At 50.8% G+C, this 12,948-nt stretch carries 7 protein-coding genes; 1 reads left to right on the top strand and 6 read right to left on the bottom strand.

Features of this window, described 5'->3' with window-relative positions:
- Positions 1 to 88 precede the first annotated feature (88 nt).
- Positions 89 to 3,043 carry a PKD domain-containing protein gene (locus tag GCU44_RS12350; protein ID WP_154856675.1) on the top strand — a complete coding sequence of 985 codons (2,955 nt, stop codon included), beginning with the start codon at positions 89 to 91 and terminating at the stop codon, positions 3,041 to 3,043.
- On the opposite strand, the gene GCU44_RS12345 is transcribed toward GCU44_RS12350, so the two are convergent.
- The 6 genes from GCU44_RS12345 to GCU44_RS12320 all read right to left on the bottom strand — a co-directional run bounded on the left by GCU44_RS12345 (position 3,044) and on the right by GCU44_RS12320 (position 12,764).
- Positions 3,044 to 3,901, bottom strand: a complete 858-nt coding sequence (locus GCU44_RS12345) for an FkbM family methyltransferase (protein ID WP_154856674.1) — start codon at positions 3,899 to 3,901, stop codon at positions 3,044 to 3,046.
- Positions 3,885 to 4,940 (bottom strand): glycosyltransferase family 4 protein, encoded by a 1,056-nt coding sequence (locus GCU44_RS12340; protein ID WP_154856673.1) that lies wholly within the window; start codon positions 4,938 to 4,940, stop codon positions 3,885 to 3,887. Before GCU44_RS12340 ends, GCU44_RS12345 begins: the two co-directional genes overlap by 17 nt.
- Positions 4,937 to 7,366, bottom strand: a complete 2,430-nt coding sequence (locus GCU44_RS12335) for a glycosyltransferase family protein (RefSeq protein ID WP_154856672.1) — start codon at positions 7,364 to 7,366, stop codon at positions 4,937 to 4,939. The genes GCU44_RS12340 and GCU44_RS12335 overlap by 4 nt, the downstream gene beginning before the upstream one ends.
- 105 nt (positions 7,367 to 7,471) lie before the next feature.
- On the bottom strand, positions 7,472 to 8,449 hold the full coding sequence (locus GCU44_RS12330; protein ID WP_092176656.1) for a PorP/SprF family type IX secretion system membrane protein: 978 nt from the start codon (positions 8,447 to 8,449) through the stop codon (positions 7,472 to 7,474).
- A 1-nt stretch (position 8,450) separates the two neighbouring features.
- Positions 8,451 to 8,780, bottom strand: a complete 330-nt coding sequence (locus GCU44_RS12325) for a gliding motility-associated C-terminal domain-containing protein (protein ID WP_161993937.1) — start codon at positions 8,778 to 8,780, stop codon at positions 8,451 to 8,453.
- Between the two features lie 21 nt (positions 8,781 to 8,801).
- On the bottom strand, positions 8,802 to 12,764 hold the full coding sequence (locus GCU44_RS12320; RefSeq protein WP_206670836.1) for a DUF11 domain-containing protein: 3,963 nt from the start codon (positions 12,762 to 12,764) through the stop codon (positions 8,802 to 8,804).
- Between the last annotated feature and the right edge of the window lie 184 nt (positions 12,765 to 12,948).

Below are 12,948 nucleotides of genomic sequence, written 5' to 3'. Positions count from 1 at the left end.
TAATTTGACAAGAGGCATGGAAAAACTAGATTTTGTAGTATTCTTGTAATTTAAAGTTGAGTTACGCGCATCGGTTTTGTAGGGAATTATGAAGAGGCAATTTTTCGCAGGTCTTATTTTCTTGTTTTTTATGGGTACCGAGACCTTATTTTCGCAGGTCAGAATTGACTTTTCAGAGCGGACGTCCATTCTCTCTCCATCCCGGTCCATTTATAGCATCCACGGCGATTTTGCCATGATCGGAAATACCAACATGACCTTATTGAATTACGGAGAGGATTTGATGAACGACGGCATGATGGTATTCGTCGATGTGGATGCCGACCCCGAGACGTTCAACAGTTCAACCGCCACCCTTCAGTTTTCTAGAGAAAATGGCGCCAATTCTGCTTGCTCCAGGGTGTTGTTTGCCGGCTTATACTGGTCAGGAAGGGGGCCTTCAGACGTTACCTTTGATGTAACCAAAGGTATCTTCCGCAAACCGTTTGACAAACGAAAAGTGAAATTCAAAGGGCCGGGTCAGCAAGAATACCTTGAACTTGAAGCAGCTGATAACGAGATCAGGTATCCTGCTTCCCTCAACGAGGATCTGGGGTTGTTTGTCGGATACAAGGACGTTACCGAGTGGGTACGGGCCTGGGGAGAAGGAGCCTATACGGTTGCAGATATTGGGTTGATCGAAGGTACAAATTATCACTATGGAGGCTGGGGAATGGTAGTTGTCTATGAAAACCCGGTCATGAAAAAAAGAGACGTTTCCGTTTTTGATGGCTATGCCTTTGTAAGAGGTCAGGGTGCGGCCTTTTATGACATAGACGTATCTGGTTTTTCAGCGACGGAAAGTGGAGATGTACATGTGAAATTGGGGGTAATGGCAGGTGAAGGGGACGTAGGTGCAGATGGCGATTATTTTGCAATCGAACGAGGGGAGACGAACGATTTTGAAAGACTGAGCCATGGAAATAACGACGTTTCTAATTTCTTTAACTCCTCCATTTACACCGGAGGTAATCCCAGAAATCCGAACCTGAAAAACAACACGGGAATGGATATTGCGATTATAGAAATCGATAATCCGAACAATGGAATACTAGGAAACAACCAAACGCGTACCCGATTCCGGTACGGGTCCACCTGGGACGTGTACGTTATCTACAACATCACCATGGCCATTGATGCCAATGATGTGGCGGTGGAGACTTTTCACGAATTGATTTCGATAAATGGAATCGCCGTAAACGAAGTGTCCCCCGAGATCTTCCCTGGCGATGCGTTGGAATTCAGGGCAACCGTAAAAAATAATGGTGAGATCGCGGTAGATCGATCCAGGCTTGAAATACCATTACCGGAAGGCCTCACTTTTTCGCAGGCTGCTCCGAATTTACTTCTTGACGAAAACTCCAATGGCGCTTTTTCATTTGAACCAGCGCGTGGACCCGCCGGGACGATCGTATGGGAAATGGGGCAATTACCGGTAACGGAAGACAATCAGGATGTAGTGGGTACGTTTGATTATGTGGTACATGTTTCGGAAAACTGTTCAGAACTAATGCTGATCTGTAACGGTGAAGTAGCCATTGACGGTACGCTGTTTGGAGACAATGCGCTCACCCAAACTCCCCTTGATCCCATACCTTTTATTACGGGTTACAACCAATCAGAGACCTGCTTAAACCAATCCATCCGCGGCCCGCTGGTTTTTGAGGTTGCGAGCAACCCGTTTCTCGAAGAGAACTGTGGATGGAATTCAAATGGTTTGGAGATTCCGGTATGCGTTTCGGAAACCAATCAGGTGATCGTTGGCAGCTTTGCTGGATTTTTCCCAGAGGGTACTGATTTTTACGAGCGTCCACCCAATAATCCGGGTGAACAAGGGGTTGTTTTGGGGAAGTCCCTTACAATGGATACCGATGAATTGACGCTCTATGCCTTACCTTCTCCCGAGAGCGACTGCTACCAGGCGTTTACACTATACAAGAATGATTTATCGCTGGTGCCAGAGCTGACTATTTCGACTACCTGTGGACAGGAGAACGAAAACGAAATCGGCGTATCGGTGACTGGCGGAATGGCGCCTTTTTCGTATCTGTGGAACGACCCCACCAGGGCTACCACCGCTACCTTAACCGGTGTTGCACCGGGTGAATACACGGTGAAAGTGACAGACTCCCTGGGTTGCAGTGACGAAACCACATTAATCGTACCCGACCCTCCGGTTTTTGCGCTGGAGGTTGTGGAAAGTGAAAGCACCCTGGACCTGGGTTGCGATCAGGACGCCCTTGGAATGATTGTGCTAGCGGTCGAGGGCGAAGACTCACCTTTTGTACTGGACATTGTAGGAGAAAGTGGTACCGCGCGCACTTTTTCTGAACAAGTTGTAATCCCGGAAAGTGGACAGCATCTAATCCCTGATTTGGCGGACGGCGTGTACCAACTTACCCTTGCTGACCTGAATGGCTGCACGGTAAGTCAAACAGTGGAACTAACCCAAGTAGTGAATCCCGACATGCAGGCGACCTTTTCCTTCACGTCTGACTCCTATACCGAATCCGGAGTGTTGTTTCAAAATTCCGAAATTCAGTTTTTCGCTGAGGTAGATTCAGGAGAGGGACATTCGTTTCATTGGGATTTTGGAAATGGCCAGGAAAGTACCCAACAGCGCCCGACTGTAAGGTATGGTGAACCTGGTACCTATTTGGTGCGGTTGGACGTGGCAGACGAAAATGGTTGTCAGACCAGCTATGAAGAATATGTAGAAATAAGCGGATTTTTTCTTAGGGTACCCACTGCTTTCCGCCCAAACGGGAATAGCCCAAACGATTACTTTTTCCCAGTTTTTTCCGAGGTGAAAGGGCTTCAGTTTTGGGTGTTTAACCGGTGGGGAGAACTGCTGTTTTTTACCTCAGACATCCACAGCAAGGGCTGGGATGGTACCCACAACGGAATCGAAATGCCGGTTGGGAGTTATTTGTACAAGCTTAGGTACACCGATTCACAAGCGGTGGAAAACCAACAAGCGGGCTCATTCAGCCTCGTCAACTAATCAAACGGGAAACGCAATGGTATTACTAAATTCGGGAATGGCATCCTTTTTTAGGGGGGTCAATTTTCCACGAAGACCGATGGTAAACAGGTTGTAGTGTTGATTTTCTAAAAAATGAACCAGCTCCGTTGCCTCGTATCCTGCGGCGTTGCAGGACTCTTTGTTTATTTCAACTAGGATTTTTGGTCTGAATGTCGCAATCGTTTTCAGGCCACCTTTCAGAACGGCCAACTCGGCGCCTTCCACGTCAATTTTTAGGCAATCCACGCGTTTCAAACCCAATCTTCTCACTTCGCTATCCAAGGTGGATAATTCGATTTCGTTTAAAAACACATCGTGCTCAGCCGAGGGAAACATGCTATTTACCCCCTCGTTGATTCCCGATTTGGTATACAATTTCAACGTTCCGGGACGGTCCGATAGCCCCAATTTACGGGCGCTTATCGCCTGCGTGTACCCTGGGTTCAGCCGGATATTTTCTTCCAGTTGCTGAAAAATTGCGGTGGATGGCTCGTAGGCAATTACCTTTCCCTCCGGCCCCACTTTGCGCAATCCCCACAAGGTGTATTCCCCTTGATTTGCCCCGATATCGATGAACGTTTCTCCTTTTTTCAACACTCGTTCCAATACAAACAACGGGCCCCAATCATGGGCTCCCCGCCAAAAAATTGCGTTTCCCATGCCTTTTGACACGTCTACCCGAAACACCATGCCTCTAAACCGGAAGGTTTTCCAGGATGGCGAGGTATTGGGAGCGGGAAAGATTCGCTTGAGGAGTACGACGATAAAAAAACCACCGGGAATCCGAAATAGTTGGCGGGAAATGCCCGCGAGAAAGTTTTCAAGTCTGTTTCGCATGACCGTGTAGTAGCTGGGTGAGTTCTTGTTTTCTGAATGCAAGCGAGTAGCTGGCTATGATGTGCCTGCGGGCATTCAATGCCCATTTTTCAGGATCTGTCACGTGTACCAGTTGATCAATTAGCTGGCGCAGCATGCCGGGATCTTTTTTACTAAGGACGAATCCGTTGTTTCCAATGATGGCGGGGATATGATTGACGGATGAGCCGATCGGAATGCAACCCGATAGCATGGCCTCCGCCAGTGCGCAGCCAAATCCTTCAAAGGAGGACAATTGCAGGTAGTAGCGGTTTTGGCGGTAAAGCCGGGCCAATGCTGCCTGGGGTACCTTTCCCACAAAACGCAGGTTGACCGGATGGGTCGTTTCGGGTGCATCCATTCCCACGATGGTAAACTGATACTCGGGAAACGAGGGTGCCACTGCTGCGATCAGGTCTCCTCCCTTCAACCGGTACTGTGCAGCAGACATGACCGCCAGAAAGGAGCCCGGGGCTTTGTTTTCGACCTGCTCAAACGGCCAGGCGTCCGGGTCAAAGCCGTTGTGTACGGCGTGTATCGGCGTGGTGACAGCAGGGAAGTGGTGGCGTATTCCCTGGAATCGGTTACGAATGGCGGGATCAAAATCCAGCTCCGTTCCGGCAAGCGATTCGCTTACAGGTACCAGGTCGCTGGCATACCGGTACGAAAGCCCGCAAGCCATTTTTAGCAACGGAATCCTTAGGCTGCCGTAGCCCAATTCCGGGATGGAAGCGCAATCCGTTCCATGCAAGATGATCAGCGTTTTTTTTCGAAAGAGCTTCCCGAATACAGCCGGCCAGACCGACCAGTACCCACCAAAACTTATCAGGATCGCATCGGTTCTGAAAATGTGGTACAGCACCGAAAAAAACTGAAGAAAAAAGAACAGGGGAGCCAGGGCTTTGTGCTGCCATGGGTACCTGTTGATACGGACGGCATGGGTTTCTTGAAGCAGCTGAATGTCACTCCGCACAAACGTAGGGAAGAAGGGGGTGACAAAAAGCAGGTTTTTTTTCCTCATGCCTGGAAGCGGTTTTTTGTTTCCAGGTAGCCGCCAGCGAGTAGCAGCAAAACCACCGCGTATTGAAAGATGGTCGATAAGGTACGGGTTTGGTAGTAGCGGTCGGGCTGAAAAACCATCGCTACGTCCACCTCACCCTCCGGCAGCACGATGCCGCGCAACAAATAATTCACCCGGTGGATGTCCGTTTCGGTCCCGTTGACAAAGGCCTTCCATCCCTTGGGGTAGTAAATTTCCGAAAACACCGCCAGTCCGGCTTTGTCCACCTTGGCAGTATAGCTGAGCTGGTCGGGACCCCGACTCTCCAGCGTTAGGATTCCACTCCCGGCAGCAGGTACGTTTTCGCCATCGGCGGGAGTAACGGTAGCCTCCGTTTTGGTTTGGAGTTCGGCCAATTTTTTGATTTCTTCTTCGTTGGAACCGACCGGAACGATCCGCTCGGGAAACCAGGCTGGGCCGTTGGCCTCCGGATTGGTAAAAACGGCATTTTCTGCCCTGCCTGCCAGGATGTATCGGGTATTCAGCATGTTGAGCACCGGAATGGCCTCGTAGTCAAAATTTCCTTCCTGCGCTTTCTTGATAAATTCGTTCATTTCGGGGGTTAGTACCCGCTCGATAAGGTCCTGGTACCGGCTCATTTTGGCACCGTGGTACCCGCCGATGCTGTTGAAGTAGTAACTGGTCCGGGCTTCATTGAAGGGGTTCTGAATGTTTAGTACCCGGAAATAGCCGCTATCCTGAAGGATTTTGCGATCCGCCGGGCTTGGCGCAAAGTGCTGCGCACTTGGGTCTTCGGTAAAGCTTTCCTCGTTCAGATACCGCCTGTTGACGGTCCATACATCTATCAGAATCAGCAGACCTACTCCGAGCAGGGCCCATCGGGATGGCAGCGTTTTGTAGCGTATCAGGGCAATCAACAAGGCCGCCCCACCGATAAAAAACAAGGAACGGTAGGCATCCGAAAGCAGCAGGCGCTGCCGGTCAGCTTTCAGCGCATTTAGCAGCCAATCGGGGTAACCGGCAACATTGGCCCCCTGAAAGTTCAAACCAAAGGCAATGACTACTGCCAGTACGATCAAACCGACGGTAATCCCCACTGCCATAAAAAAGCCTTTTTTGGTCTGCGGCGTCTGGGGTTTTTGCAGCAGGTTTTCCAACCCCAGCGCCCCGAGTAAGGGGACGAGGAATAGCGTGATTCCCAGTGCCATGGACACGGCCCGGAACTTGTTGTATCCGGGAAGGTAATCAAACAGCGTGAAATTAAACCAGGCAAGGTTTTTTCCCCAGGAGAGCATCAGGCTCAGCAAGGTAAGGGTAAGAAAGACGTTGCGGTAGGGCGCAGGAGCAAAAAACAGGCCCAATACAAAGAAAAACACCAGGATGACTCCACCGTAAATGGGGCCTCCGGTAAAGGGTTGATCTCCCCAATAGGTCGGGGCGTTTTGAATGAATTGATTGATTTGTGCGGGGTCTGCTCCCTGAGCGCGCAGCGCTTGTTCCGATTTTGAATCTTCGGGAAGGGGTTGCTGACTGGCACCCCCAAAATAATTAGGAATCAGCAAGGTAAAGGATTCCAGTTTTCCGTTGGACCAGTTAAATGCGTATTCCCGGTCCAGCCCGCTGGTGTTTTGTCCCGCCTGCGGCAAGTTACTTTCTCCCCGGATGGAATAGGCGCCGTATTCCAATACGGAGGACAGGCGTGCCAAATTCCCCAATCCACCCAGGATGGCCGCTGCCAGCAAGAATGCGGTGATTTTTGCAAACTCGGGCAAGCGTTTTTCCCGAAAAAAGACCAGTAGCTGTGCGATGCCGTAGCCGATTACCAGGATTAGCGTATAATAGGTGATTTGCAGGTGGTTGAACTTGAGTTGGAGCAAAACGGCAAGCGCCGTCAGGGCAATGCCCAGCAATTTTTTCCCATGAAAGGCCAGGTGAACGCCCGTCAGAAGTAAGGGAATGAGGCATACGGCCCATATTTTTGCATTGTGTCCAGCCTCCAGGCTCAGGAAGTTAAAGGTATTGAACGCAAATGCCCAGGCACCCAGGACGGCTACCAGCGGGCGTACCCGAAATCCCAGCAAGAGCAGGTACATGGCAGTCATGCCAAAAAACAGGGCGCTGATGGGGTGCGGTAATCCCAGCGTAAAAACCTTTAGTAGGGTATTGGTAATGTCTCCCTTTGGATCGAGGTGGATCAGGTAAGCGGGCATGCCGCCAAACATGCGGTTGGTCCACAAGGCCTCTTCCCCGGTGCCTTCGCGGTGGTCAAGCAGCTCTTTGGCGGAACCTTCCCACTGCAGGATATCGGTTTGAAACATCATTTTCCCTTCAAATACCAGGGGAGAAAAGTAGGCCACCACGAGTAGGTAAAAGGAAAGAATGGCCAAAAAATGCGGGACAATCGTGTTTTTCTTAGTAAAATCCATGATCCAAAAGGTTGGTCTGCGTTCTTCGATAGGTATGCCGTGCAAATTAAGCAAATTCATGGGAATATTGGTACGTGGGATTGATTCCCGGCGAACGCCCCTCGGCTAAAAATACCGCTTTTCGGGGCTTTTGAGCCAGCTGCTTTGGATGTAGTACCCGATCGAAAATTCGTGGCTGTTATTGCGGTAGTTATTTTGGCTAGTCAAATTGAAGTCGTACGCGTAGCCGAATCGGATGTCTTCGGTGATAAACAGGTCCATTAGCAGCACGATGGCCCTTCGCGTGGCAAAGTTACTGGATTCCGGGAGCTCATTTTTGCCAAAACCGGAACGAAACGAGGTACCCAGCCAAAAACGTTCATTAAATAGAAACATGGCATTCACGTCGAAGCTGCCCGGACCGTTGAGGTCTTCCCGAACCAGAATGGAGGGCTTGACGGTCACCGCTGAACTTAGGGGCAGCAGTCCTCCGGCCTGAAAATAGAAATGGTAGTTGTGCGTAGCCAAAGCCAGGTCTTTGTTTCGCAGTGGCTGTTGCCCCAATAGGTTGAAGGCACTGATTCCGGAGAAAAACCGCGGGGAATGGTAGAGCAGTCCTGCATTTAGATTGGGGGTAAAGGCATTGATACGTCCCTGCGGAATACCCGGATCGGAGGGGTCATCCGGCAATAGTTTTGCCCCGTCCAGCAGGTATTCGGAGATTCCGGAACTGATCCCAAGTCCCAGAAAACTTTCCCGGTTTAATCGTATTTTGTACGCATACGTCAGTAGTAGGGAATGAACCGAATTGGGGCCCAATTGGTCCGAACTAATGGACAGGCCATAGCCCATGCTCTCCTCGGCGTTTCCCATATCCGCAGCAAGGGTAAAGGTCTGAGGAGCTCCTGGGAAATGTACAAATTGCGACCGGTAAGTGGCTTGTACGAAGGGATCTACTTTATAGCCCGCATAGGCCGGATTTACGTGCAAGGTATTGAACGTATACTGGCTGAATTGGGGAATTTGTTGTCCGTTACCGGGGATTTGAAACGTCAAAAGCCCAAGCATTCCCACCATTCCGTATAAAAAATAGCTTCCTCTCATCTCATTCTTTGATCACTTGAACCCAACCCTTGTATTCTTTTCGTTTGCCCTGAGGATCGGTGCCGGTAACCTGATAGTAATAGGTGCCTGCAAGCAGCCCTTCGGCGGACCAGTCGTTTTGGTAATCTTCCGAAGCAAATACCAGATCTCCCCAGCGATTGAAAATCAGTAATTCCACCCGTTCAAACTTATGGGTTGCCCGTATAACAAAGGTATCATTCTTCCCGTCAAAATCAGGCTTAATCACGTTTGGAATAAATAGGGGTAGAATATTTTTTTCCTCCAGCGCGGTATTGTTTTCGGGAGAAGTGTCGATGCCGCCGGCACTCACCTCCGCCCGGTTGTTGATCCGTCAGTCATCCGTCGCAAAGACAGTCACCCGGATTTGCAATTCAGCCCCGACCGGAAACCGGTCCACTTCCCAGATCAATTGTTGCCCGTCCTGACGGAACTGCGGATCCTGGGGCAATCCGCTGTTCTGGCTACTGGACGCCTGGTAAATGAGGTTCGGTGGCAAAAAGTCAACGATTTTGACCTGTTCGGCCTCGTCCATTCCCTGATTGGTGATGGTAAGGAGGTATTCGAACGCGTCTCCGTCCCGGATCGTTTGGATCGCGGAGCTTACCCGGATGGCCACATCGACCATCTTTGGTCGTATTTGAAGCTCTTCGCTTGCAACCGTTTCTTCGACGTTTTTCACCGCTACCCGAACTTGGTTGATGTAATTTCCCTCCTCAGCGGCCAGCACGGATAGTTCGAATCGAACGGTTTCGCCTGGTTGAATCTCCGGGATGGTCCAGGTCGCTTGCTCCGAAACCGCAGGGCTGCTGGACAGCAATACCAATCCCTCGGGCAGCAGTTCGGTCACCAAAACCTCTTCCAAAGGAAAGGTACTGGTATTGGTAAGGGAAATGAAATAGTCAACGATTTCGCCCCGCACCGCCTGGTTTCGGTCAACCGATTTTTCCAGATCCACGGAGATTCCGATTACCTGAAGTCGAATGATCCCGTCCGCACAATTAGTCGGTACCTCGGATTGGCAGATTCGGTATTCCATGCGGTAGGTGCCGGTCGGTGTATCTTCCGGAATAAAAAACGAACCGTTTTCGTCCAGGGAGTACACCAGGTTTTGCTCCACACCCGCTTCATCCGTGATGGAGAGAATAGAAATAGATACCTCACCACCGGATACCGGGGCCAATTTGAGGCTATCATTCGCCAGAATAGAGGGCAGCCGGTGTTCTTCGTAGTTTCTCAATGGGCCAAAGACATCATTATTGGCAACCATGGGAGCCACTTCTATGCTGAGGGTCACTTCGTTGCTTATAAAGGTTCCGCAGACCTCGTCCTGGGTGATTCGTCGGAATTGCGTGGTTTCCATCAGGGGGGGAGGAGCAAAATCCTTTTCGGTTGCCCCGGTCACTGCTGTCCAGGGCCCCTCTTCGGATTGAATCTCCCATTGAAAGGAAAAATTTCCCGACCCGCCGGCGGGTTGTTCGCCTTCCAGGATAGCGGGTACTTCCATCTGGTACAGCGTTTGGGACGCGCCTATATCAACCCCCGCCACCTGGGGGTAGATTTGTACGGCTACCGGCAGGCGCCGATCGGAAGGGCATCCGGCAGAGAGCTGTTCTGCGTAATACGTCCTTCCGGATTCCAGTTCGCTTTCCGCAGGAAGGGCATCGGCCCCCTCCGGGGTGAGGTACCAACGGATGTTTTCTCCGGTTACGATCAGGTCTGCCAGGGTATACACTCCGGGGCTGCAAAATTCCTGCACGCCTGCTCCTTGAGGTGGTGGCGGAACCTCACTCAGGTTGATGGTGACCTGGGTGGATTGTTCCCCGGAGCAAATACCGGAGATGGTGTATACAAAGGTATACGTGCCCGCCTCCAGGTTGGCCGATGACCATACATTGCCCACCAGGGCCCCGCTGCCGCTAAGCTCTTCCCAGGACCCGTAGTCGTTAAACGGGCCATCCAGAAAATCGAAGAGGTCGACGATTTCACCTTTGCATACCGTTACCTCTTGCCCCTGCCCCGACTGGGGGTTGAGGCTATCCTCATCAAGGGTAAATTCAAGTACTTCGTTTAGACAACTTCCGGGGGTATCGTCACGCAGTCGCACGGCGTAAACGCCTGCGTGTAATGCCAGCGTAAATGGGGTGAACTCCAGGCTGGGTTCGCGGCTGAGGATGACATCGGGGTTTGCAGTATTGAACCATTCGAAAGTCAGGAAGTCCAGGTTTCTTACCGAAAGCGATCCATTCTCTCCCTCGCAGAGGTTTTCAGGAATGATCTTGGGAAGGTTTTCTCCACGGACCTGAACGGTGGTATTGGTCAGGTTGCCGCAGGCATCCTCCAGTTGCAAGCGGTACCTTCCTGCCTCCAGGTTCTGAAAGAGCGGGTTTTGGCCATTGTCGATAGCGAACGGCAGCCCGTCTTTTTCTACGATTCTGTAGGTAATGGGCGGATAGCCGGTCGCATCCACGGATAATTCATAGCTTCCTTCCACACATTGAAAGGTGTTTAAGCTGGTAAAGCTGCTGCGCTCCTTTACTTCAAAGGTTTCGAGGGTTTCCAGGCAGAAATTGTGGGACGGTTGATTGGGGACAATGTCGCTTCCGTTTTTCCATATCCGTATGGACTTTACCAGGCGTAGGTTGCCGTAATAGCTTAAATTGATGGTAGTGGCACGGTTGACGACAAGGATGGAATTTTCGTCGGTCAGCTCTTCTCCTTCCGTATATGCAAGCCCAGTTTCCGGGTGACCCCATTCGCCGGTTTCGGGGTTCAGTCGCTGAATACCAAAGCGTGTGGTTTGGTTTTCTTCCAGGTTGTCCTCATGGAACAGCGATAAATTGAACGAGCCACAGTTTTCTTCTACGGCCACTTCGTTCGTTAGAATACTGGCGCCTTCGATGCTGACCCGGGTGCTGTGTTCCGTACCGCAGGTGGTATTGGAAACAAACTCGTATTCTCCGGCCGGCAGGCTATTCATAAAGAACCTTCTAGGGTCGTTTTGACTGATGTTTTCGGAAAGATCCAGGGGAAGTTGCCCGGCGAAGGATTCCGGTCCTTCGGTCATTTCGATGCGGGTGAATTCGTAATCAAAACTATTTAATTGGAGGGAACCGGTAGTGGGGCCACAGCCTTTGTAGACGGTGGAAACGGGTCCACTAAGCAAGTCTCTAAATTCCTCGGTTATGGAGGCGCTATTTCCGCAAGCATCTTCGATACTAAAGCTGTAGGTACCGAAGGGTAGTGGCATTTCTTCGGATCCGTAAAAAAGGTTTTCCTCGCTAAACGGCCCCGGATGGGCTTCGTTGAACAGCACAGGGTCAAAATCTTCGGGGTATTCGGCAAAGGTAACGGTATAGGGAGCAACAAAATTGGCGGGTTTGATGGAGAGCCTTCGCTTGCCACAAAGGCCTGCTCCCCAAAAGAGGTCTCTAGAAATGGAAAGTCTTCGGTCGATGGGATTGTTTTCCAGGAGCGCTACCTGACCGCAATTGTCCGTTACGGACAGGTCGTAACTGTAGGCTTCCCCGGGAAAAAAGGGAAGGTTTCCGACGATAACTCCTTCGGTGGCCCCACCTTCAGTCACCTGCACGGAGACTTCCTCAACGGCCCCATCCGGATTGCGAACGGTAAAAAGAGCGTTCAGGGGATAGGCAATTTCGGCGCCGACCGAGCGAATCAAATGGCCGACACGTATTTCTCCGCAGCTGTTTAGTTCCGATTGAAACTGCTGAAATTCGGGGTCCAATATGAATTCGGCTTTCTGCACCTCGAAGGATTGGGAGAGGCGGTCTCCGCAGGTATCCGTAACGATCACGGTATATTTACCGGCGGGAAGTGATTCAAAAACCGGACTTTGTTGCGGCGGGCGTTCGGTATCTCCCCGCAGTTCAAAGGTGGCCGGATTTCCCTGGTTGACGACGACTTCAATGCTGCCGAATTCGGTTTCGCACAGGTTTTGCGCCTGAATGGAATACGATAAGGGTTCGAATTCGGAGGCAAGGGTAGTTTCTTCGGCAATCTCCAGCGCTGTGCCATTGGCTGTAAAGCTCGCGGCGACTCGATAGGTTCCGGTTGCCAGGCCGGAAAAAACGCCGGATGTATTTTGGTCGAGCGGGGCTTCTTCCGGCAGGCGGTATAGCTGGAAAAAAAGGTCGGAAACATCCCCATCGTACGCAAAGGTAGCGGTAATGCTTCCGTCGCCGGAACAGGTAACGGGGTTCGTTTCCAGTGCCAGTCGGGGTTCCTGTTGTGCATTCGCCTCAACTTGCAACAAAATGCCGGCAGCTAAAAGCAAGCATCGTAGTAAAAAAAGGGCGAAGCGATTTGCGTACAATACCATCGTTAGTTACCATCAATTCTAAACCAAGCCCGAAGCAATAAAAATGCCAGAAGCACTCGTTTACTCTCGTCTTGAAATAACGTAGAATTTGTCAGAAAAGCTTGGTTGTATGCACTTATTTTATGAAAATATTTGTGGG

Source organism: Cyclobacterium xiamenense, assembly GCF_009467825.1.
GTDB classification, from domain to species: Bacteria; Bacteroidota; Bacteroidia; order Cytophagales; family Cyclobacteriaceae; genus Cyclobacterium; species Cyclobacterium xiamenense.
This window is presented reverse-complemented; position numbering and strand designations above follow the sequence as displayed.